Below are 22078 nucleotides of genomic sequence, written 5' to 3' on the forward strand. Positions count from 1 at the left end.
ATGAAGTAGAAGTATAGAAAAGACAAACAACTCCGTTTGTCTTTTTTCGTGTACTATAATACAATTATAGTAGCAAACTAACGTTCGTTGTGTAAGTGAAAGGTGGGGTTACATGTCACTTCGATTGGTGATTGGTAGAGCGGGAAGTGGAAAGAGTACACTTTGTTTACGAGAAGTGCAAGAAGAGTTAAAACAGCGCCCGAGAGGCAAAACAATATTATATCTTGTGCCAGAACAGATGACATTCCAGACGCAGCAGGCGTTAATTGAAAGGGAGGATGTAAGAGGTTCTATTCGGGCACAAGTTTTTAGTTTTTCACGATTAGCTTGGAAGGTGTTGCAAGAAGTTGGCGGAGCGAGTCGTCTTCATATTGATGAAGCGGGTGTGCATATGTTACTTCGTAAAATTGTAGAATCTCGTAAAGATGGATTATCGGTGTTCCAAAAAGCAGCGGAGCAAAACGGTTTCTTTGAACATCTTGGCAGTATGATTGCGGAGTTTAAACGTTACAATGTGACGCCATCTAACGTATATGAAATGTGGCAACAATTAGATGCGCATAGTAGCAGTGCTGAGCAAAAGTTATTAGCGAATAAAGTATATGATTTACAGCTATTATATGATGATTTTGAACGTGCTTTAATCGGGAAATATTTAGATTCAGAAGACTATTTACAATTGCTAGTGGAAAAGCTTCCGCAGTCTGAGTATGTAAATGGTGCTGAAATTTATATAGATGGGTTTCATTCATTTTCTCCGCAAGAACTTGAAATTGTAAGACAGCTCATGATTTGTGGAGCGAGAGTCACAATTACGTTAACGATAGATGAAAAAACATTAGCGCAGCCAGTGAATGAACTGGATTTATTTTATGAAACGACGTTAACATATGAAAAAATAAAACAAGTAGCGCGTGAAGAGAAAATAGAAATTGAAAAAACAATTCCACTTATGGAACAACCGCGTTTTCATTCTCCGGCATTAGCTCATTTAGAAACGCATTATGAAGCGCGTCCGAATGAAAAGTATTATGATGAAGCAAGTGTAACAATTAGTACAGCGGCGAATTTACGAGCTGAAGTAGAAGGGGTTGCTCGTGAAATTCGTAGACTTGTCGCGGATGAAACGTATCGTTACCGAGATATTGCAGTACTTCTTCGTAACGGGGAAAGTTATTACGATGTGATGCGAACGTTATTTACAGATTATAATATTCCACACTTCATCGATGAAAAACGCCCGATGTCACATCATCCATTAGTAGAGTGTATTCGTTCTGCCTTAGAAATTATTAGCGGAAATTGGCGTTATGACGCGGTGTTTCGCTGCGTGAAAACAGAGCTTCTATATCCATTAGACGTAAGGAAAGAAATGATGCGTGAAGAGATGGATGAGTTCGAAAACTACTGTTTAGCGTACGGTGTACAAGGGAAGAGATGGACTTCTGAGGATCCGTGGATGTATCGCCGTTACCGTTCACTTGACGATACAAACGGAATGATAACAGATATTGAACGTGAAATGGAAGAGAAAATAAACAGGCTGCGTGACGTTGTAAGAACGCCAGTTATTCGCATGCAAAAAAGGTTAAAGCGTGCGGGAACAGTGATGCAAATGTGCGAAGCGGTTTACTTATTTTTAGAAGAACTTGACGTTCCAAAGAAGTTAGAAGAATTACGTATACGTGCAGAAGAGAGCGGAGATTTCTTATTTGCAACAGACCATGAACAAGTATGGGAAGAAGTAATGAGCCTTCTTGATACGTTTGTAGAAATGCTTGGTGAGGAGAAGATGTCACTATCTATGTTCACGGACGTTATGTCGACAGGACTTGAGGCACTTCAATTCGCTAACATTCCGCCATCATTAGATCAAGTATTAGTTGCTAATATTGATCACTCCAGGTTATCAGATGTGAAAGCAACGTTTATTATCGGCGTAAATGAAGGAGTTATTCCAGCAGCACCGATGGATGAAGGGATGCTTTCTGATGAGGAAAGAGAAGTTCTTGGTGCGGCAGGAATTGAACTCGCGCCAACGACGAGACAAACTTTATTAGAAGAGCAGTTCGTTATGTATCAGATGGTAACGAGAGCGTCTGAGAAATTATATATTTCATGCCCACTTGCAGATGAAGAAGGAAAGACATTACTTGCATCTAGCTTTATTAAGAAAATAAAAAGAATGTTTCCTAATGTGAAAGACTCGTTTATTACGAATGACGTAAACGACTTATCGCGTTCGGAACAAATTTCATACGTAGCAACGCCAGAAGTGACGTTATCTTATATCATGCAGCAACTACAAACGTGGAAGCGATACGGATTTGAAGGAAATCTAGATTTTTGGTGGGACGTCTATAACTTCTACGTCACTTCGGATGAATGGAAACAAAAAAGTAGTCGCGTGTTATCAAGTTTATTCTATCGAAATCGTGCGCAGAAACTAAGTACGGTAGTAAGTAGAGATTTATACGGAGATAAAATAAAAGGAAGCGTTTCTCGTATGGAACTCTTCAACCGTTGTGCGTACGCTCATTTCGCGCAGCACGGTTTATCGTTAAGAGAGCGTGATATTTTTAAACTAGATGCACCAGATATCGGTGAACTATTCCATGCAGCACTGAAGAGAATTGCAGACAGGCTATTACGCGAAAACCGCACTTGGGCGGATTTATCAATAAAAGAGTGTGAGCATCTTTCTGTTTTAGTAATAGAAGAAATCGCACCGTTATTACAAAGACAAATTTTATTAAGCTCAAATCGTCATTTCTATTTAAAACAAAAACTACAACAAATCATTTTCCGTACGTCAATCATTCTTCGTGAACACGCGAAGTCGAGTGGTTTCGTACCAGTTGATTTAGAGGTGCCATTCGGTATGGGCGGTACGGGATCGCTTCCGCCGATGGAATTCTCATTACCAAATGGTGTGAAGATGGAAGTTATCGGCCGTATTGACCGTGTGGATAAGGCTGAAGATGAAAACGGAACATTCCTTCGTATTATTGATTATAAATCAAGTTCAAAAGCGTTAGACTTAACGGAAGTGTATTACGGATTGGCACTTCAAATGTTAACGTATTTAGATGTCGTTACTACAAATGCACAAACGTGGATGAAAAAAGGCCACGCAGCATCACCCGCTGGTGTACTGTACTTTCATATTCATAACCCGATTGTTGAAATGAAAGGTGACGCATCTGAAGCTGAAATTGAAAAAGAAATTTTAAAGAAATTTAAAATGAAAGGCCTCGTACTAGGAGATGCTGACGTTGTTCGTTTAATGGATAATAAACTTTCAACAGGAACTTCAGATATTATTTCTGCTGGTCTGAAAAAAGACGGTAGTTTTAGTGCGCGTTCTAGCATTGCAAGTGAGCAAGAGTTTAACGTGCTGCAAAAATATGTACACCATACGTTTGAAAATATCGGAAAAGACATTACAGAAGGTGTTATTGATATTGCTCCTTACAAAAAGGGGAATAAAGCGGCATGTACGTTCTGTAACTTCAAATCTGTCTGTCAGTTTGATGAATCACTTGAAGATAATCAATTCCGTACGTTAAAAGATATGAAAGATAGTGAAGCGATGGAGAAAATTAGAGAGGAGGTTGACGGAGAATGATAGAAAATTGGCCTAAAAAACCAGAAGGTAGTCAATGGACAGATGACCAGTGGAAAGCCGTTGTAGCGAATGGACGTGACATTTTAGTCGCAGCAGCAGCTGGATCGGGAAAAACAGCAGTATTAGTTGAACGTATGATTAAAAAGATTATTAATGAGGAAAATCCAGTCGATGTCGATCGCCTGCTCGTTGTAACATTTACGAATGCAGCGGCGCAAGAGATGAAAAATCGAATTGGAGAAGCGTTAGAAAAAGTACTAATTGATGAGCCAGGATCTCAGCATGTAAGAAAACAGCTGAGCCTATTAAATAAAGCATCTATTTCAACGATCCATTCATTTTGTTTACAAGTAATTAGAGGGTATTACTACATGCTTGATGTTGATCCTCGTTTTCGTATTGCAAATCAAACAGAAAATGAGTTGTTAAAAGAAGAAGTGCTAGATGACATATTAGAAGAAGAGTATGGAATCGAAGATAATAGTATTTTCTTTGAATTAGTTGATCGCTATACGAGTGACCGTAGTGATGATGACTTACAAAGAATGATTTTAGCGCTTCATACAGAATCAAGAGCGCATCCAAATCCGGAAAAATGGCTTGATAAATTAGTAGAAGCATACGACGTGGAAGGAAAGACAATTGAAGATTTAGTGTATGCTTCTTACTTATTAGAAGATGTGAGATTCCAGCTTGAAACAGCGGAACAACATATTCGTAAAGCAACCGAACTCGCAATGCTTCCTGACGGCCCGGCGCCTCGCGTTGAAACCCTACAAGCGGATGCAGCTTTACTTGGAATGTTATCATCAGCAGCTCGTGAATCGTGGACAAGCGTGTATGAAGCGATGCAAAACGTATCGTGGCAAACGTTAAAGCGTATTAAGAAAAGTGATTACAACGAGGATGTTGTAAAACAAGTAGACTCTCTTCGTAATAAAGCGAAAGATGAAGTGAAGAAATTACAAGAAGAGTTATTTAGCCGCAAACCTGAAAGTTTCTTACGAGATTTTCAAGATATGCATCCTGTATTAGAAAAACTCGTGAAGCTCGTAAAAGTATTTACAGAGCGTTTCCAAGCGATGAAGCGAGATAAAGGAATGGTTGATTTCACAGATTTAGAGCATTTCTGTTTACAAATTTTAAGCGAGCAAAGTGAAGACGGTGAAATGAAGCCGTCTGCAGTAGCGCTTCAATATCGTAATAAATTTGCTGAAGTATTAGTCGATGAATATCAAGATACGAACTTCGTACAGGAATCGATTATTAAATTTGTAACGAAAGATTCTGAGAGTGAAGGGAACTTGTTCATGGTTGGTGACGTAAAACAGTCAATCTACCGTTTCCGACTAGCAGAACCAGGCTTATTCTTAGGAAAGTATAAACGCTTCACGCAAGAAGGATCGGGCGGCGGAATGAAGATTGATTTAGCGAAAAACTTCCGTAGTCGTCATGAAGTACTAGCAGGTACGAACTTTATTTTTAAACAAATTATGGGCGAAGAAGTTGGAGAGATTGACTACGACGCTGACGCTGAATTAAAACTAGGCGCTAGTTATCCAGAAGGTGAAGATGTAGCGGCTGAATTATTATGCATTCAGCAAACTGAAGAAGAAGTGCTAGAGGGTGAAGAAGGTACGGAAGTCGAAAAGGCGCAACTGGAAGCTCGTCTTATGGCGCAGCGCATTAAAGCGATGGTCGATTCAGGTTATGAAGTGTATGACCGAAAAACGGATAGTATGCGACCAGTGCAATATCGTGATTTCGTTATTTTACTTCGCTCTATGCCGTGGGCACCGCAAATTATGGAAGAGTTAAAGCTACAAGGAATTCCAGTATATGCAGACCTTGCGACTGGTTACTTTGAAGCGACAGAAGTAAATATTATGATGAACGTATTCCGCGTTATTGATAATCCGATGCAAGATATTCCACTTGCAGCAGTACTTCGTTCACCGATCGTTGGATTAAATGATGAAGAACTTGCGACGCTTCGTGCCCACGGAAAGAAAGGGTCATTTTATGAAGTAATGAGCTCATTCTTAAAAGGTGCACCGCTTGAAGAAGAACAAGAACTTCATGAAAAACTAGAATGGTTTTATAACTTACTGCAAGGATGGCGTGAATTTGCGCGCCAACAATCACTTTCTGATTTAATTTGGAAAGTGTACGGTGAGACAGGGTATTATGACTTTGTCGGCGGTTTACCAGCTGGAAAGCAAAGGCAGGCAAACTTGCGCGTATTATATGACCGCGCAAGGCAATATGAAGCAACATCATTTAGAGGATTATTCCGCTTCTTACGTTTTATTGAACGTATTTTAGAACGCGGTGACGATATGGGGACGGCGAGAGCTCTTGGTGAACAAGAAGATGTTGTTCGCATTATGACGATTCATAAAAGTAAGGGACTTGAGTTCCCGGTCGTATTTGTAGCTGGACTCGGTCGTCGTTTTAATACACAAGATTTAATGAAGCGTTTCTTACTGCATAAAGACTTCGGTTTCGGTTCACAGTTCATTGATCCGCGTAAACGAATTAAATATACGACATTATCACAGCTTGCAATTAAACGTAAAATGAAAATGGAATTAATTGCGGAAGAAATGCGCGTATTATACGTAGCTTTAACGCGTGCAAAAGAGAAGTTAATTTTAATCGGAACAGTTAAGGATGCAAATAAGGAAATGGAAAAATGGCTCGATGCGAGGGAACATAGTGAATGGTTATTACCAGATCACATACGTGCTGGAGCGTCTTGTTATTTAGACTGGATTGCACCTTCATTATATAGACACCGTGATAGTGAAATGCTTCTTGAATTAGGACAAGGAAGTATTCCAGATGAAATTTACGGGTATGACACTAGCTGGAAAGTAGAAGTTGTGGACGGTAACACGCTACTTGCACCAGAGCCAGTTCAAGAAGAGAAACAAGAGTTGTTAGAAGCACTTCGTGAGAAAAAGGCTGTGCCGTTACAAAGTGAACGAAAAGAAGAAGTGTACGATAGGTTAATGTGGAAGTACGGGTATGAGGAAGCAACCTCTCATCGTGCGAAGCAATCTGTTACAGAAATAAAGAGAAATTATCAATCTGAAGAAGGTAGCGATAACGCCTTTATTAAAAAACTACGTGCACCAATTAAAACACGTCCGCGCTTTATGGAGAAAAAAGGATTAACGTACGCAGAGCGTGGGACGGCAGTCCATGCCGTTATGCAACATGTTGATTTGAAGAAGCCGATTACGGTTGAAGTTCTTCAAGAACAAATTGCTGGAATGGTAAATAAGGAATTATTAACATTCGAGCAGGCGGAAGAAATAGCGATTGAAAAAGTAATTTCATTCTTTGACAGTGACTTAGGTAAAAGGGTATTAGCGGCGAAAAGTGTTGAGCGTGAAGTTCCATTTACGATGATGCTATCAGCAGAAGAAGCATATCAAGATTGGCAAGGGAATAGCGGGGAATCGATTCTTGTCCAAGGGGTTATCGACTGCATGATTGAAGAAGAAGATGGTATTACGCTAATCGATTTCAAAACAGATACGATTGAAGGTAAATTCCCAGGCGGATTTGAACAAGCAAAACCAATTTTAGAAGATCGCTATAAAGTGCAGCTTTCGTTATATGCAAAAGCACTCGAAAAAAGCTTACAACATCCTGTGAAAGAGAAATGCTTATACTTCTTTGATGGGAATCATGTTGTGAAAATTGAGGAATAGACAACAGAAAGGGGCTATAAAAAATGACAACGTTAAGAACTTGTGAACAGGGACACGAGTACTATAAAAGTAGCGATTGTCCAACTTGCCCAACCTGTGAGAAAGAGAGAAAGCCAAAAGAAGGTTTTCTCTCTCTTCTTTCAGCGCCAGCAAGAAGGGCATTAGAACACCATGGAATTCAAACTGTAGAAGAACTCTCAAAATATAGTGAAAAAGAAATTTTAAAACTGCATGGTATGGGACCTGCGTCTTTGCCGAAGCTTAGGAAGGCTTTGGAGGAGAGCGGGTTATCATTTAAATAAATGGTGATGTGATGAATAATTTTCAAAGAAAAGATCCGTTACTATTTCATATAAAAAAGAGGTGTCACCTATAGGAGACACCTCTTTTTTATGCCGTTCCAATCTGGTCTTGATCTGCCACATCAGAATCAAACGTATTTGTTGCACTAACGCCGTTAAAAGTGTTGACGACAAATCCGACATTAGAAGCTCCGGACCCGTTATAAGCTTTCGTGTTTTCTTTCGGAGACACGTTATAAAAATCTCCTAAATTGAAAGAACCGTTACTGTTTTGAACGACGAGATTTCCAACAACAGAAGGCATACCATCCACCTACTTTACTAAGCTTTTTAATTACTATATGAATTATTGAGCGGAAGGTTCATCCGTAATATATTGGCGGATTTGCATAATACGAGAGTTATTAAAAACATAATCAACATTTCCAATTTGAAAGCAACCAGAATTTAAAAGTGTTCGCAATTCAACGTTATTTACTTCAATAAAAGGGCATTCATTTATAATATTTAATTTGACATCTGTCGTTCGCTTTGGGATTGTAATGTGTTCATCTGTAAAGATTTCAAATGCATCTAAGCGCCCTTCACCTTTTATATAACAAGGGATTTCCCTGTGGACGGCAAGAGCTCTACTTTTTAATTCCATTTGATTTGCATCTCCAACTTGAAATACAGCAGTAATCCCTAAAGAAATAATAGAAACATTTTGGACAATAGACACATGATGTAACATAATTTCTCAGTCTCCTTAACCTGGAGTAGGAGGGACATCTGTTACTAATGGTACAAATGGACCCTCTGTAACAGTTTCAAACGGTGTATCAAGAATAGAAGATAAAATGAGGAAATTTGCATCCCCAATTAAAAAGAGAGCGGACGAAGATACACCGTTCATTTTAATCTGTCCGACTTTTAACTCACGATTTACAACGTTAAGATTCATACATACTTACTCCTTTCGGAAATTTCCCGGTATGTGCTGAATAAAGGATAGAAAGGCTTTGTCGATATCTTGTTTCATTGCTTGAATAATGAGGTCTCGTAAATAATCTGGATCCGTTGAAATACCTTCATATGATTGAGCTTGTGATAAATAATAAGGAAGTCTATGCTCCATCTGTTTTTTTATGTCATCAACCATCATTTGTCGATACATTTCATCAAGCGGTGTTCTCTCTTCTTGTTCAAAATGGAGAATTCGATTATATGCTTCTTCATCTAAGTAGCGATGCATTTCTTGAAGGATACCTTGATAAAAGTCAGGGTTGGTGTCAGTTTCAGGATTGACCTTCAATGTTTCTGTATCAACTTGAAAATCTTCAATTTGTTGTCCTTTTGTTGAAAATGGATTTAAACCAATATTTAAAGTGCCATTTAAATTTTCTACTTTTAATTGATCGAATTTGTATTCCACTTTTCCTATAGAAGAGGAGGGGCGACTTTTTAATTCATTAAGCTCTTCTTGTAATTGGCGGACTTGATCTTCTAGGCTAAGGATGGTTGCTTGTTGTATTTGGAGAGCTTGCTGAAGTTGGTGTAAGTAAGTATATATATCTTGATTCATTTTGTGAAACCTCCTTTTCAATAGGGAGGGTAAATATATTCCTGCTATATATTTATGACAAGGATGCCTTAAGAAGAACTATTTGATGGTTTGATAGAAATAATTTGTCCTTTCGCCTGTAATGGGCGAAGAGGCTCTGTAAATCCACCCGTATTTGAAAATTTAGATAGAGCTTTAATACTTCCGGCTGTACCAATTTGGAATACAGAAGAAGTCGTAATGCTATCGATTCTAATACTGTTAATGATAATACTTTGGTTCACGTAAAAATTCAATGCAATTGCCTCCTTTAAGTTGAACCAATTATCGCTTGATCGATTACATCTGAATCATTGACAGTCGTTGCGCTTTGATAATTGTAGACAGAAACATTATCTCCAACGTTAAAAGAGCCGGCCCCAGCGAAAGCACGTGAATAACTAATAGGCCTAATCGCAAATACATCTCCAATGTGAAAAATACCACTTGACCCAATATTGACGATACGAATATGTCCGACCATAGCTGGCATATAAAACACCTTTCGTTTTTAAAATTTTCTTTTCTACTATTGTATGGGCGTTTTCAATAAAATGTGTGTTTTTTTGAAATAAAAGAAACACACACGTTATTGCGTGTGTGTATCGAGTGTTTGATTATGGTGAAAATTCGTATGTACATGCCAAATTACATTTAAGAGCCTGTCCAGTTCTTGGCTACAATCCACTGTTTTTTGAGAAGTCATTCCGTAGCGTTCAGCAAAATAGATCATTTTTTCACGTTTTTTTTCAATAGCTTGCTCAAACATTGAAATCGGCTCCATCTCTAAATGAAATTTTTAGTATATATGTAGTACATATTATACAAAAATCGCATAAAAAAGAAACAACTTCGCTAAAAAAAGTAAAAATTCTACATTTTATGTCAAATAATGAATGAGTAACGAATAAGGCGTGAGAAGAATATTGTAAAAATTAGCGTGCATGAGAAGGTTTTTTTCTTATAGATGCGAATACAATTAAATGGTATGAGTTTTAGGATGGAGAGTGGAAATATTGCGTTTTGTAACGGCGAAGAAAGAGGAAAAGGTATTTGTAGGTATTGTAGACGAAGAGGAAGAAAAAGTACTGCACTTAAGAGAAGCGCAAAGACAAAAAGGGGAAAAAGTTACGATTCCGATTACAATGTTAGAGTGTATTGAAAGAGGGACTGAATGTCTTGAGAAAATATGTGAAATTGTACATTGGGCAAAGGAAAATGAAGGGGTAGCGTATTATCCGTTAACAGAGGTGAAAATATTAGCACCAATTCCAAGGCCAAGAAAGAATATACTTTGTGTTGGGAAAAACTATCGTGAACATGCAATCGAGATGGGCGGAGTAGAGTCTATTCCGGAAAATATAATGATTTTTACGAAAGCACCAACAACAGTTATTGGAATTGATGAGAAAATCAATGGGCATTCCCACGCAACGAATGAACTAGATTATGAAGGGGAACTAGCTATTGTTATTGGTAAGCGCGGGAAGCAAATAAAAAAAGAAAAAGCGCTAGACCATGTTTTCGGATATACAGTTATAAATGATGTAACCGCTCGTGACATTCAAAGGAAACATAAACAGTTTTTCCTTGGGAAAAGCTTCGATACGTTTTGTCCGATGGGACCGTATTTAATGCATAAATCAATGGTTGAAACGCCGAACGCATTACACATCGAAACAGTAGTAAATGGAGAAGTAAGACAAACTTCAAACACAAATAAAATGATTTTTTCAATTGAAGAAATTATTTCAACGATAAGTAAAGGGATGACATTAGAACCAGGCGATATTATCGCAACAGGAACGCCGGCTGGTGTCGGAAAGGGCTTTACACCACCGAAGTTTTTACACGCTGGTGATGAAGTGGTCATTACAGTAGAGGGAATTGGTACTTTGCGAAATGTAGTGAAATGAAGAAAAAAGCTATCTTGTATAAAGATAGCTTTTTCTATGGTCTCGGGTTATAGAGGTAATCGATAACGGCAAAAGTGTAAAGACCAATTAATGCAAGTGTACAAATGCCAAATAATATAACCGCAAGTGCGCTTTTTTCTCGTCCAAATCCAATAATAGTAAGAATAACAGCAGTCCAAAATGATGCTTTCAGTAGTGTGAGTGTAGTAGGAGTTGAGTAATGAAGCCATGTTGTGGAAAGGATGAAACCAAAGAATGTAACTAAAATAAAAGCTGTAGCTAAATAGTTAATATGTTTACCATATCTTAATAGCATGTCGCACCTCCTTCTATGAATAAAAAACAGAAAATTACAATTAAACTTTAATATAAATCACTATAAAAGGAAAGAGGTTGCCCTAACGCGTAGGACAACCTCTCTATCATTACGATAAAACAGCTTTAATTTTTTGGAATGCCCACTCTAAATCTTCTTCAGAGATTACTAGAGGTGGTGCGATACGAATTACATTTTCGTGTGTTTCTTTACATAACAGACCAGCTGCTTTTAGTTGTTCACAGTAAGGACGAGCTGGCTCGTTTAATTCGATACCGATGAATAAACCTTTACCGCGAACGTCAGTGATCATTGGGTTATCAATTTCTTTTAATTGCCCAACTAATTTTTCTCCTAATTGAAGAGAACGCTCTGTTAATTTTTCTTCTTCTAACACTTCAAGAGCTGCGATAGAAACAGCACATGCAAGTGGGTTACCACCGAATGTAGAACCGTGAGAACCTGGCTCGAATACACCTAAAATGTCGCGGTTTGCTGCAACGCAAGAGATTGGGAATACGCCGCCACCAAGTGCTTTACCAAGTATGTACATGTCAGGAGTTACATCGTCCCAGTCGCAAGCAAATACTTTACCAGTACGGCCTAAGCCTGTTTGGATTTCATCTGCTACAAATAAAACGTTTTCTTTTTTACATACTTCAAGAGCTTCTTTTAAGAAACCAGCTGGTGGAATGTTAATTCCTGCTTCACCTTGAATTGGCTCTAAAATGAATGCTGCTGTATTTGGTGTAATTGCAGCTTTTAACGCTTCTAAATCACCGTAAGGAATTACAATAATGCCAGGAAGCATTGGACCGAAGCCACGCTTGTACTCTTCGTTTGATGACATAGAAACAGCACCCATCGTACGTCCGTGGAAGTTATCTTCACAAACGATGATTTCAGCGCGGTTTGCTTCTACTTTTTTCACATCATAAGCCCAGCGGCGAGCTGTTTTAATTGCAGTTTCAACAGCTTCTGCACCTGTATTCATTGGAAGTACCATTTCTTTATTAGTTAGTTTCGCAACTTTTTCGTACCAAGGGCCTAATTGATCACTATGGAAAGCACGAGAAGTTAACGTAACACGATTAGCTTGGTCAATTAAAGCGTTAATAATTTTTGGGTGACGATGACCTTGGTTAACTGCAGAATATGCACTTAATAAGTCCATATAGCGATTTCCTTCAGGATCTTCTACCCAAACGCCTTCTGCTTTAGAAATAACGATTGGAAGTGGGTGATAGTTATTTGCTCCGTATGTGTCTGTAAGTTCGATAATATCCTTAGTTTGAATCATGATTGTTCCCCCTTTTGTTATTACAAGAAGTTTGTAAATACTCTAAATATTATATCATTTAAATGTAAAAAAGCGAAACATTTCCTGAAAATAAATGAACATGTTATCATATAGAGTGAAAAAGTGTGAAAAGAGGAGGTAGGGGATACGATGGTACATATGCATATTACAGCATGGGCGTTAGGTTTAATTTTATTCTTCGTTGCGTATTCACTTTATTCAGCAGGAAGAAAAGGGAAAGGTGTACATATGGGGCTTCGTCTTATGTACATTATCATTATTGTGACAGGTTTCATGTTGTACATGGGTATTATGAAGACTGCAACAAGTAACATGCACATGTGGTACGGTTTAAAAATGATAGCTGGTATTTTAGTTATCGGTGGAATGGAAATGGTTCTTGTGAAAATGAGCAAGAATAAGGCAACAGGGGCAGTTTGGGGATTATTTATTGTCGCACTAGTAGCGGTATTTTACCTTGGACTGAAATTACCGATTGGTTGGCAAGTATTCTAATAAAAAATAAAACCACCGTATCTCTCAAATGTTTGGGGGATACGGTGGTTTTTATTTTTATGTCGCATCGATATGCAACTCTTCTCCATTTACTTTCGTAAAACGGAAAATATTTTTATTTGAAGAAGAGTGACGAACGAAATGGTGCTGCAGTGTACAGATCATCTCTTCATTATCAAATAAAAGAATATTTACTCCCTCGCATGCTTCCTCTTTCGGTAAGAAGGATAAATAATTATGGCAATACATGCAATCATATAGAGAGTAATGAAGTGATTGCAATGATTCTGTTAATAACGCAAAAACAGAATCGGGTAATTCCTCAAGCCATTCATGATAGCTAAGGAGTAATTTTTTACGAATGCGTATCATTTCCCCGTTTTGGAGGGGATGTTGTTCATTTGCGATTTGCAATATGTTTTGTTCATAAAAACGAGCTGGTAGCCAGTTGTTGTTATATAAAACCTCAAAGCCATCTTCGGCAATATCTTCTAATAAAAATGCTTCGTCATTTTCATCATCAAAGAATACCCATTCATTGTTTATATATTCTACATTACCGACTGAATGAGCACGAGGCTGGTTATATAAAATATGTTTACGTTGTATCATACATGATTTCTCCTTTATGAAAAGTAGTTATTCTTGTTATAGACAGTTCGCGCGTTCTTTATAACTAGACACATCCGGACATAGGTGGGCATACAATAAAACACGTTTTACTGAGTGAAATTACTATTCCGTATACGGATGGTAGGTTATCGTCAAGTTTGTCATTTTTTTGTATCCGCACTTTTAGAGTGGGGATTACTGCACGTTCAGGAAAAGTAATAAGATGGAAGGATGATTTATATGTGCGGGATTACAGGATGGGTGGATTATAAACGCTCATTAGAAGGAGAAAGGGCCGTCGTTATGAAGATGGCTGAGACGTTAGCGAAGCGTGGCCCAGATGATAATAAAGTTTGGATTAAGGGTAATGTCGCGTTTGGGCATAAACGGTTAATCGTTGTTGACCCTGAGGGTGGTAAACAGCCGATGACTTGTTTAAAGGATGAAGCGAATTATGCAATTTGCTATAACGGCGAACTTTATAACACGGAAGACATTCGAAAGGAACTTTTAAGAAGAGGATATACGTTCAAAGGTCATTCTGATACGGAAGTATTATTAGCATCGTATATTGAATGGAAAGAAGAATGTGTCGATCATTTAAACGGTATATATGCGTTTGCTGTATGGGACGAACGGAAAGAACAAGTATTTATTGCAAGAGATCGATTAGGTGTAAAACCGCTATTTTATAAATATGATAGTGGACGATTACTATTTGGCTCAGAGTTAAAAGCGATACTAGCGCATCCTGATGTGAAGGCTGAAGTAACGTTAGAAGGGTTATCAGAAATATTCGGCCTCGGACCATCTAGAACGCCTGGTCACGGTATTTATGCTGGTATAAAAGAATTACGACCGGGCCACGCAATGACATTTTCAAAAAATGGTTTATGTATATGGAGATATTGGAATGTAGAAAGCAAAAAACATGAAGATTCCTTTGAAGAAACAGTAGAGAAAACACGCTTTTTATTACAAGATGCTATTACAAGGCAACTCGTTTCTGATGTACCGTTATGCACTTTTTTATCAGGTGGTGTAGATTCAAGTGCTATAACAGCAATTGCTGCAAAAGAATATGAAAGATCAGGGAAAGGGCCATTACACACGTATTCTATTGACTATGAAGATAATGAAAAATATTTTAAAGCAAATGCATTCCAACCCAATTCAGATGCGCCGTTTATTAACTTAATGACTGAAACGTTTCAAACGACTCACCATCGTTGCGTCATTTCAAATGAACTGCTAGCAGAGTGTTTAACAGAAGCGGTGCTCGTTCGTGATTTGCCTGGTATGGCAGATATCGATTCCTCATTATTATGGTTTTGCCGCGAAATTAAACAAGACTTTGTCGTCGGTTTATCTGGAGAATGTGCAGATGAAATCTTCGGTGGGTATCCGTGGTTTTATAGAGAAGATGATTTACAATCAAGTGCATTCCCATGGATGCGCTCTACAGAAGCACGTGAACAACTTCTGAAGAAAGAATGGAGAAGTAAATTAAATTTACAACAATATGTACAAAGGCGCTATGAAGAATCCATTCAAGAAGTTCCTATTTTAGAGGGAGAAAGCCCACTAGAAGCGAAGAGACGACAATTATTTTATTTAAATATGGTATGGTTTATGACAACATTATTAGACAGAAAAGACCGCATGAGTATGGGAGCAAGCTTAGAAGTGCGCGTTCCATTTGCGGACCACCGACTTGTCGAATATGCGTGGAATATTCCTTGGGAAATGAAAATGTATGAAAACCGCGAAAAGGGTCTATTGCGTAAAGCTTTAGAAGGGATACTTCCACATGACATTTTATATAGAAAGAAGAGTCCTTATCCGAAAACGCATAACCCGCATTATACAAAAGCGGTAACAGTATGGCTACAGGATTTATTAACGGATAAAGGCTCAATTTTGCATGAATTGTTTGATAAAGAGCAATTGAATGGATTAATCCACTCAGGCGGAAGTGCATTCCAAACACCTTGGTTCGGTCAATTAATGACTGGGCCGCAACTTCTAGCTCATTTAGCACAAATTCACGTTTGGTTTAAAGAGTATGGGGTAAATATTAAAGAATAGCAAAAAAGCGGCTTACATGTACGTGAGCCGCTTTTTTTATTAAATAAATTGTCATATAAAATTAAAAACCACCTTATAAATAATATTTATTTAGAATTATTATTTTGACGTACTTATTATTGCTTGTTATAATTGGAAACAAACGTTCTTGAAAAAGATTCTCATTTTCAAAAATTGAGGTGTGAAATAGATGGCAAAGAAAAAAATAGGTTTACTCGTAATGGCGTATGGAACGCCGGAGTCATTGGATGATGTAGAAGCGTATTATACACATATCCGTCATGGGCGTAAGCCAACAGAAGAAGCGCTCCAAGATTTAATCGGGCGTTATAAAGCAATTGGTGGAATATCACCGCTTGCGAAAATTACGAAAGAGCAAGCGCATAAATTAACGGATTCAATGAATAATATATTTACAGAGTATGAATTTACTTGTTACTTAGGATTAAAACATATTGCACCATTTATAGAAGACGCAGTAGAAGAGATGAAGAAAGATGGGATTGAGCATGCGATTAGTATCGTATTAGCACCGCATTACTCTACATTCAGCATTAAAGCGTATAATGAACGCGCGATTCGTCTTTCGGAAAAAATTGGTGGCCCTGTTATTGAACCAATTGAACAATGGTACGACGAATCGAAGTTTATTTCCTATTGGGCAGATCAAATAAAAGAAACGTTTACAAAAGTTAAAGATAAAGAAAAAGCAGTCGTAATTTTTTCGGCGCATAGTTTACCAGAGAAGATTATTGCAGCAGGTGACCCATACGTAGAGCAATTACGGCAAACAGCAGATTTAATTGCTACAGAAGCAGGTGTAAAGCACTATACAATTGGTTGGCAAAGTGCAGGAAATACACCAGACCCATGGATTGGACCAGATGTGCAAGATTTAACGAGAGATTTATTTGAAGAGCATGGATATGAATCTTTCGTATATTGCCCAGTTGGATTTGTGGCAGAGCATTTAGAAGTTTTATATGACAACGACTATGAATGTAAGGTTGTAACGGATGAATTAAACGCCCAATATTTTAGACCGAATATGCCAAATGCACAACCTGTATTTATTGATTGTTTAGCTGAAATTGTTTCCAAAAAAATGAAGGGAATAGTTGACAAAGATTTAGTTTTGAATAATAATTAGTTTATAATTATTTTAAATAAATAATAATTACTACGAAAGAAAGAGGAGGATCCCCAGATGAATCCAAATAATCGCTTAACAACAAACCAAGGTGCTCCAGTTGGAGATAATCAAAACTCTCGTACAGCTGGTCGCCGTGGACCGGTATTGTTAGAAGACTATCATTTAGTAGAAAAACTTGCACATTTTGATCGTGAACGTATTCCAGAGCGTGTTGTGCATGCGCGTGGTGCAGGTGCTCACGGTGTATTCGTAACGAAAAACAGCATGAAGCAATATACGAAAGCCGCATTTTTACAAAATGAAGGAACTGAAACGCCTGTATTTGTTCGTTTCTCAACGGTTATTCATGGTCAAGGTTCTCCGGAAACAGCTCGTGATCCACGTGGGTTCGCTGTTAAATTTTATACAGAAGAAGGAAATTACGATATCGTAGGTAACCACTTACCAGTCTTCTTCATTCGTGATGCAATTAAATTCCCTGATATGGTGCATTCTTTAAAACCAGCACCTGATACAAACATTCAAACGCCAGATCGTTACTGGGATTTCATGACGTTAAGTCCGGAATCTACACATATGATGACGTGGGTATTTTCTGATTACGGTACACCAGCGAGTTATCGTGAAATGGAAGGTTTCGGTGTCCATTCATTTAAATGGATTAATGCAGAAGGTAAAATCGTCTACATTAAATATCACTGGAAACCACAGCAAGGTGTACGTAACTTAAATGCAAAAGAAGTGCAAGAAGTGCAAGGGAAAGACTTCAACCATGCAACTCGTGACTTGTTCGATGCAATCGAAAAAGGAAATTATCCGAAGTGGGATTTACACGTACAAGTGATGCAACTAGATGAAACGGATTCTTTAGACTTTGATCCACTAGATCCAACGAAAGTATGGCCCGAAGATCGTTTCCCATTAATGGAAGTAGGAACAATGACGTTAAATCGTAATCCGAAAAACTTCTTTGCGGAAGTAGAACAAGTGGCGTTCTCTCCGAGTGCAACTGTAAATGGTATTGAACCATCTGAAGATAAATTATTACAAGGACGTTTATTCTCTTACCCAGATACACAGCGTTATCGCCTTGGTGCAAACTACTTACAAATTCCTGTAAACTGCCCATATGCAGCTGTTCATAACCAACAACGTGATGGTGCAATGCAAGTAAATCAAAACCCATCTACGGTAAACTACGAACCGAGCCGTCATACGGAAAATCCGGTTGAAGATCCAACTTACCGCGATTCAACTATGAAAGTAGAAGGCTACGTATCTCGTGAAAAAATTGAGAAACCAAATGACTTCAAACAAGCAGGGGAGCGTTACCGTTCATTTTCTAAAGAAGAGCAAGATAACTTAATTGCAAACTTAACAAACGACTTAAAAGACGTAAATGAGCGCACGAAATTATTAGCTGTTTGTAACTTCTTCCGTGCAGATCAAGAGTACGGTATGCGTTTAGCTCAAGCGTTAAATGTTGATATTACGCAATATGTAGGGAATGCTCCGAAATAAATAGAAAAAGACGACCGGTTTTCGGTCGTCTTTTTATGTGTAAAATAAGCTTTACACGGGGTATTTTTCGTTTTTATCATGTCGGAATTTGTTGGTAAATCGATATTTTGTGTCGAAACGTCGATATAATGAAAGAATCGCTGATATATTTAAAAAATCGTCGATATATCCGAATAATCGCTGATATATTCATGAATATACCAACTAGGGTATACCACCGACAGTATAATAAAAAGAGATGCAATCTACTAGTAGTAGATTGCATCTCTTTTTTAATTCACTCGCTCAGTATACTCATAAGCCTTCTCACCGTGCATCGAAATATCAAGTCCCATATGTTCTTCGTGCTCATCTACCCGAACAGGGAGGAAGTAGTTGATCGCTTTAATAATGGCGTATGTCATTATAATTGTGAATGCATATGTTGCTCCGATTGCGACAAGTTGTTTAAATAGTAAAGCTGCGTTTCCGTAAAACAGACCGTTAGCGCCATCACCGTTTACAGTAGTAGTTGCGAAAAGTCCAGTTGCAATACCGCCCCAAGTTCCTCCAATGCCGTGACATCCGAATGCATCAAGTGTATCGTCGTACCCAAATTTCGTTTTCAAGAAGAAGACAGCACCGAAACATAATACGCCCCCGATTGCTCCGATAAGAAGGGCGGAGAAAGGTGTAACAAATCCGCAAGCTGGCGTAATTGCGACTAAACCGGAAACAACCCCGCAAGCAGCTCCCATCGCAGTCGGTTTCGATTGGAAGAACCATTCAGATAGCATCCAAGTTAGAGCAGAGGCAGCGGCGGCTATATTTGTATTAATAAATGCAGTTAAAGCGACGTCGTTTAATGATAATGCACTCCCGACGTTAAAACCGAACCACCCGAACCATAGTAAACCTGCACCTAACATCGTAAATGGTAAATGGTGAGGAGAGGTACCGTTTATGTTTTTTCGTTTTCCGAGGAAGATCGCTAATACAAGACCGGCAACACCAGAAGTGATATGAACGACATTACCACCAGCGAAGTCTAACGCGCCAAGTTCTCTTAGCCATCCGCCAACGCCCCATACCCAATGAGCGACGGGATTGTAAACGAGTGTTGTCCATAGAAGAATAAAAATAAGAAAGGCAGAAAAACGCATTCTTTCAGCGAATGCACCTGAAATTAAAGCTGGAGTTAAAATAGCGAACATGAGTTGGAACATCATAAATAAATTGTGAGGAATAGTAGATGAGTAGTCTGGATTTGGTACGTAGGTAACTCCGTTTAAGCCGAACCAATCGAGATTGCCTATAAGTCCGTGCCAATCTGGTCCGAAAGATAAAGAATAACCGATTACAATCCACTGAATTGAGACGATAGCCATTGCGCTGTAGCTGTGCATCGTTGTGCTCAATACATTTTTACTACGAACCATGCCTCCGTAAAAAAGTGCTAATCCTGGTGTCATTAACATGACCATTACTGTCGTTACAAACATAAAAACTGTATCTCCCGTATTCATTCAATCCCCTCCTATAATGTTAGAAAATATTACATTGTTTGTTATGTTTTATATCATATTCGAAATTGAGGTGAAAATCAACTGAATTTTTAGAAAATTTTATTAATCATGTAAGAAAATCTAACATTATGTATTTTTGAAGGAATGAAATCAGCGTATGCGATTTGCTTGGATAATTGGTATAATATTCTTACAATTAAAAAACTTGGGGGATGCGTGTGGAAAAAATATGGACTAGGAACCTATTCATTTGTTTTTGTTTAGCTGTCGTTTTGTTTGTACCAATACATACTTTTGCAGATGAAAAAAGAGAGTGGCGAGATGAAGTCATATATTCGATTATGATTGATCGCTTCAATAATGGAGAACCGAAAAATGACAAGCAGTTAGACGTTGGTAATTTAGAAGGTTATCAGGGCGGAGATATAAGAGGGATTATAAAAAGGCTGGATTATATAAAAGAAATGGGTTTTACGACTGTTATGCTTTCGCCGCTTTTTGAAAGTGGACAGTATGATGGATTAGACGTGCGAAATTTTCAAAAAGTAAATGAACATTTCGGAACAGAAAATGATGTGAAAGAGCTTGTAAAAGAAGCTCACGAAAAAGGAATGAAAGTTGTATTTCAATTTCCATTTGGAGAAAACGAACAACAAGTAATCGACTCGATGAAATGGTGGGTAAAAGAAGTCGATTTAGATGGAAGTTATGTAATACATAGTGAAAAAAAGCCGCGTTCTTTCTGGGGTGACGTTCAAAAGGATATGCAAGTGATAAAGAAAGATTTTCGTATTATGACAAAAGAAGATAGTGAATACAATGAAAAAATAGTAGAATCGTTTTCCGAAGCGGATGTATCGGTGAAATCGTTATATGATGTGAGTAAAAAAGAAGAGGAGTTTGTTACGTTTTTAGATAATCAAGAAACAAAAAGGTTTGCACGTATCGCAAAAGAAAATATGTATTACCCGCCATCACGTTTGAAACTAGCTCTTACCTATTTATTAACATCACCAGGGATTCCGAATTTTTATTACGGAACTGAAATCGCATTAGATGGAGGAAGCGTACCGGATAATCGCCGATTAATGGATTTTAAATCAGATGAAAAGTTTATGCAGCACATAACAAAGCTTGGCGAACTTAGACAAATGAGACCATCTTTACGACGTGGTACGTTTGAACTTTTATATGATAAAGATGGAATGAGTATATTAAAACGAAAGTACAAAGATGAAGTAACATTAGTAGCAATTAATAATACGAAAGAAACACAAAAAGTTGCCTTACCTGCAAGTGCAATTGGTGAAAAACAACAGTTAAGAGGATTGTTAGAAGACGAAATTATAAGAGAAGAAAACGGGAAGTTCTATCTCGTTTTAAAGCGCGAAGAATCGAATGTGTATACTGTTAGTAAAGAAACAGGTGTGAATTGGTTATTTATCTCCTTAATCGTCGGTGTGAACGTATTATTTATTGCGTTTTTAATTGCGGTTAAAAGGAAACACAGATGAGGTGAGATATTTGCAGAAAAAGAAGTTGCTCGCTCTATGTTCATGTCTTCTTATCGTATTTGTAAGTTTGTATTTTGGGGACATCGGTGACGATAGGGAATTTGTTCGGTGGGGTGATAGTATTCATTCTGTTGACACAGCAGCTTTTAAGAAAAATAATATTCAATACAAAATCGAAAATGATAAAGTATATATTCCGAAAAAATCATTTGATAAAGCGATATGGTGCTGCTCTTAATAAATACAAAAACTCCTCTAATTAAGAGGAGTTTTCCAGGCTGTGGAGAAAGTCTTCTCCACAGCCTGTTTATGTGTCTGAACCTCTTTTTATGTGTCAACACTGATAAAAAAGAGGTAAAGGAGAGATTTTTTATGATGGGTGCTTTAAAAAATCATCGTGATG

Annotated in this window: 21 protein-coding genes; 10 read left to right on the top strand and 11 right to left on the bottom strand. The window is 37.9% G+C overall.

Going from position 1 to position 22078, the window contains the following annotated elements:
• The first annotated feature begins 112 nt into the window (after window positions 1-112).
• The 3 genes from addB to JDS92_RS09780 are packed head-to-tail and all read left to right on the top strand — an operon-like array spanning window position 113 to window position 7652.
• Window positions 113-3628, top strand: coding sequence for a helicase-exonuclease AddAB subunit AddB (addB, locus tag JDS92_RS09770; RefSeq protein ID WP_199631883.1), 3516 nt, complete (start codon window positions 113-115; stop codon window positions 3626-3628).
• Window positions 3625-7350, top strand: coding sequence for a helicase-exonuclease AddAB subunit AddA (gene addA / locus JDS92_RS09775; RefSeq protein WP_199631884.1), 3726 nt, complete (start codon window positions 3625-3627; stop codon window positions 7348-7350). Before addB ends, addA begins: the two co-directional genes overlap by 4 nt.
• A gap of 23 nt (window positions 7351-7373) precedes the next feature.
• Window positions 7374-7652 carry an RNA polymerase alpha subunit C-terminal domain-containing protein gene (locus tag JDS92_RS09780; RefSeq protein ID WP_097958866.1) on the top strand — a complete coding sequence of 93 codons (279 nt, stop codon included), beginning with the start codon at window positions 7374-7376 and terminating at the stop codon, window positions 7650-7652.
• An 88-nt stretch (window positions 7653-7740) separates the two neighbouring features.
• Here the strand turns inward: JDS92_RS09780 and gerPF are convergent, their stop codons facing one another.
• The 7 genes from gerPF to JDS92_RS09815 all read right to left on the bottom strand — a co-directional run bounded on the left by gerPF (window position 7741) and on the right by JDS92_RS09815 (window position 10003).
• Window positions 7741-7956, bottom strand: coding sequence for a spore germination protein GerPF (gerPF, locus tag JDS92_RS09785; RefSeq protein ID WP_001141566.1), 216 nt, complete (start codon window positions 7954-7956; stop codon window positions 7741-7743).
• 42 nt (window positions 7957-7998) lie between these two features.
• Window positions 7999-8385: a spore germination protein GerPE gene (locus JDS92_RS09790; RefSeq protein ID WP_000902326.1), complete on the bottom strand. Its 387-nt coding sequence runs from the start codon at window positions 8383-8385 to the stop codon at window positions 7999-8001.
• A 15-nt stretch (window positions 8386-8400) separates the two neighbouring features.
• Window positions 8401-8595 (bottom strand): spore germination protein GerPD, encoded by a 195-nt coding sequence (gene gerPD, locus JDS92_RS09795; RefSeq protein ID WP_001052804.1) that lies wholly within the window; start codon window positions 8593-8595, stop codon window positions 8401-8403.
• 6 nt (window positions 8596-8601) lie between these two features.
• Complete coding sequence (gene gerPC / locus JDS92_RS09800) at window positions 8602-9216, bottom strand: spore germination protein GerPC (RefSeq protein WP_001070753.1); 615 nt, start codon at window positions 9214-9216, stop codon at window positions 8602-8604.
• A 68-nt stretch (window positions 9217-9284) separates the two neighbouring features.
• Window positions 9285-9491 carry a spore germination protein GerPB gene (gene gerPB, locus JDS92_RS09805; RefSeq protein WP_001012514.1) on the bottom strand — a complete coding sequence of 69 codons (207 nt, stop codon included), beginning with the start codon at window positions 9489-9491 and terminating at the stop codon, window positions 9285-9287.
• Window positions 9492-9505: 14 nt separating this feature from the next.
• Window positions 9506-9727, bottom strand: coding sequence for a spore germination protein GerPA (gene gerPA / locus JDS92_RS09810; protein ID WP_001111187.1), 222 nt, complete (start codon window positions 9725-9727; stop codon window positions 9506-9508).
• Window positions 9728-9823: 96 nt separating this feature from the next.
• Window positions 9824-10003, bottom strand: a complete 180-nt coding sequence (locus tag JDS92_RS09815; RefSeq protein ID WP_000462852.1) for an aspartyl-phosphate phosphatase Spo0E family protein — start codon at window positions 10001-10003, stop codon at window positions 9824-9826.
• 247 nt (window positions 10004-10250) lie between these two features.
• On the opposite strand from JDS92_RS09815, the gene JDS92_RS09820 reads away from it, so the two are divergent.
• The gene (locus tag JDS92_RS09820; protein ID WP_176519418.1) at window positions 10251-11150 is read left to right on the top strand and encodes a fumarylacetoacetate hydrolase family protein; all 900 of its coding nucleotides are present in this window, start codon (window positions 10251-10253) and stop codon (window positions 11148-11150) included.
• Between the two features lie 34 nt (window positions 11151-11184).
• Here JDS92_RS09820 and JDS92_RS09825 read toward each other — a convergent pair whose 3' ends face one another.
• Entirely contained in the window at window positions 11185-11466 is a 282-nt protein-coding gene (locus tag JDS92_RS09825) for a hypothetical protein (protein ID WP_000926856.1), read from the bottom strand.
• 109 nt (window positions 11467-11575) lie between these two features.
• Window positions 11576-12766 (bottom strand): ornithine aminotransferase, encoded by a 1191-nt coding sequence (rocD, locus tag JDS92_RS09830; protein WP_000616647.1) that lies wholly within the window; start codon window positions 12764-12766, stop codon window positions 11576-11578.
• Window positions 12767-12916: 150 nt separating this feature from the next.
• Here rocD and JDS92_RS09835 point away from each other — a divergent pair, with 150 nt between their 5' ends.
• On the top strand, window positions 12917-13282 hold the full coding sequence (locus JDS92_RS09835; RefSeq protein WP_000233490.1) for a YisL family protein: 366 nt from the start codon (window positions 12917-12919) through the stop codon (window positions 13280-13282).
• Between the two features lie 57 nt (window positions 13283-13339).
• Here JDS92_RS09835 and JDS92_RS09840 read toward each other — a convergent pair whose 3' ends face one another.
• Entirely contained in the window at window positions 13340-13894 is a 555-nt protein-coding gene (locus JDS92_RS09840; RefSeq protein WP_000616037.1) for a DUF2777 domain-containing protein, read from the bottom strand.
• Between the two features lie 240 nt (window positions 13895-14134).
• Here JDS92_RS09840 and asnB point away from each other — a divergent pair, with 240 nt between their 5' ends.
• The 3 genes from asnB to katB all read left to right on the top strand — a co-directional run bounded on the left by asnB (window position 14135) and on the right by katB (window position 18656).
• On the top strand, window positions 14135-15982 hold the full coding sequence (gene asnB / locus JDS92_RS09845; RefSeq protein ID WP_000333956.1) for an asparagine synthase (glutamine-hydrolyzing): 1848 nt from the start codon (window positions 14135-14137) through the stop codon (window positions 15980-15982).
• 190 nt (window positions 15983-16172) lie between these two features.
• Entirely contained in the window at window positions 16173-17132 is a 960-nt protein-coding gene (hemH, locus tag JDS92_RS09850) for a ferrochelatase (RefSeq protein ID WP_001075094.1), read from the top strand.
• Window positions 17133-17189: 57 nt separating this feature from the next.
• Complete coding sequence (gene katB, locus JDS92_RS09855; RefSeq protein WP_001069169.1) at window positions 17190-18656, top strand: catalase KatB; 1467 nt, start codon at window positions 17190-17192, stop codon at window positions 18654-18656.
• 272 nt (window positions 18657-18928) lie between these two features.
• On the opposite strand, the gene JDS92_RS09860 is transcribed toward katB, so the two are convergent.
• On the bottom strand, window positions 18929-20161 hold the full coding sequence (locus JDS92_RS09860; RefSeq protein WP_199631885.1) for an ammonium transporter: 1233 nt from the start codon (window positions 20159-20161) through the stop codon (window positions 18929-18931).
• A gap of 218 nt (window positions 20162-20379) precedes the next feature.
• Here JDS92_RS09860 and JDS92_RS09865 point away from each other — a divergent pair, with 218 nt between their 5' ends.
• Both JDS92_RS09865 and JDS92_RS09870 read left to right on the top strand, forming a co-directional pair.
• A complete protein-coding gene (locus JDS92_RS09865; RefSeq protein ID WP_000412000.1) occupies window positions 20380-21675 on the top strand; it encodes an alpha-amylase family glycosyl hydrolase in 1296 nt (431 codons plus the stop codon).
• A gap of 10 nt (window positions 21676-21685) precedes the next feature.
• Window positions 21686-21913 (top strand): hypothetical protein, encoded by a 228-nt coding sequence (locus JDS92_RS09870; protein WP_199631886.1) that lies wholly within the window; start codon window positions 21686-21688, stop codon window positions 21911-21913.
• The last annotated feature ends 165 nt before the right edge of the window (window positions 21914-22078 follow it).

Origin of the sequence: Bacillus cereus group sp. N12, assembly GCF_016483575.1 — a bacterium.
Classification (GTDB): domain Bacteria; phylum Bacillota; class Bacilli; order Bacillales; family Bacillaceae_G; genus Bacillus_A; species Bacillus_A toyonensis.

Excerpts from the sequence above, each read along its gene's own strand:
- JDS92_RS09815 (WP_000462852.1), bottom strand. The coding sequence starts at position 10,003 with ATGTTTGAGCAAGCTATTGAAAAAAAACGTGAAAAAATGATCTATTTT.
- rocD (WP_000616647.1), bottom strand. The coding sequence starts at position 12,766 with ATGATTCAAACTAAGGATATTATCGAACTTACAGACACATACGGAGCA.
- JDS92_RS09780 (WP_097958866.1), top strand. The coding sequence starts at position 7,374 with ATGACAACGTTAAGAACTTGTGAACAGGGACACGAGTACTATAAAAGT.
- gerPF (WP_001141566.1), bottom strand. The coding sequence starts at position 7,956 with ATGCCTTCTGTTGTTGGAAATCTCGTCGTTCAAAACAGTAACGGTTCT.
- JDS92_RS09840 (WP_000616037.1), bottom strand. The coding sequence starts at position 13,894 with ATGATACAACGTAAACATATTTTATATAACCAGCCTCGTGCTCATTCA.
- asnB (WP_000333956.1), top strand. The coding sequence starts at position 14,135 with ATGTGCGGGATTACAGGATGGGTGGATTATAAACGCTCATTAGAAGGA.
- addA (WP_199631884.1), top strand. The coding sequence starts at position 3,625 with ATGATAGAAAATTGGCCTAAAAAACCAGAAGGTAGTCAATGGACAGAT.
- addB (WP_199631883.1), top strand. The coding sequence starts at position 113 with ATGTCACTTCGATTGGTGATTGGTAGAGCGGGAAGTGGAAAGAGTACA.
- gerPD (WP_001052804.1), bottom strand. The coding sequence starts at position 8,595 with ATGAATCTTAACGTTGTAAATCGTGAGTTAAAAGTCGGACAGATTAAA.
- JDS92_RS09825 (WP_000926856.1), bottom strand. The coding sequence starts at position 11,466 with ATGCTATTAAGATATGGTAAACATATTAACTATTTAGCTACAGCTTTT.
- JDS92_RS09790 (WP_000902326.1), bottom strand. The coding sequence starts at position 8,385 with ATGTTACATCATGTGTCTATTGTCCAAAATGTTTCTATTATTTCTTTA.
- katB (WP_001069169.1), top strand. The coding sequence starts at position 17,190 with ATGAATCCAAATAATCGCTTAACAACAAACCAAGGTGCTCCAGTTGGA.
- JDS92_RS09835 (WP_000233490.1), top strand. The coding sequence starts at position 12,917 with ATGGTACATATGCATATTACAGCATGGGCGTTAGGTTTAATTTTATTC.
- hemH (WP_001075094.1), top strand. The coding sequence starts at position 16,173 with ATGGCAAAGAAAAAAATAGGTTTACTCGTAATGGCGTATGGAACGCCG.
- gerPC (WP_001070753.1), bottom strand. The coding sequence starts at position 9,216 with ATGAATCAAGATATATATACTTACTTACACCAACTTCAGCAAGCTCTC.
- JDS92_RS09860 (WP_199631885.1), bottom strand. The coding sequence starts at position 20,161 with ATGAATACGGGAGATACAGTTTTTATGTTTGTAACGACAGTAATGGTC.
- gerPA (WP_001111187.1), bottom strand. The coding sequence starts at position 9,727 with ATGCCAGCTATGGTCGGACATATTCGTATCGTCAATATTGGGTCAAGT.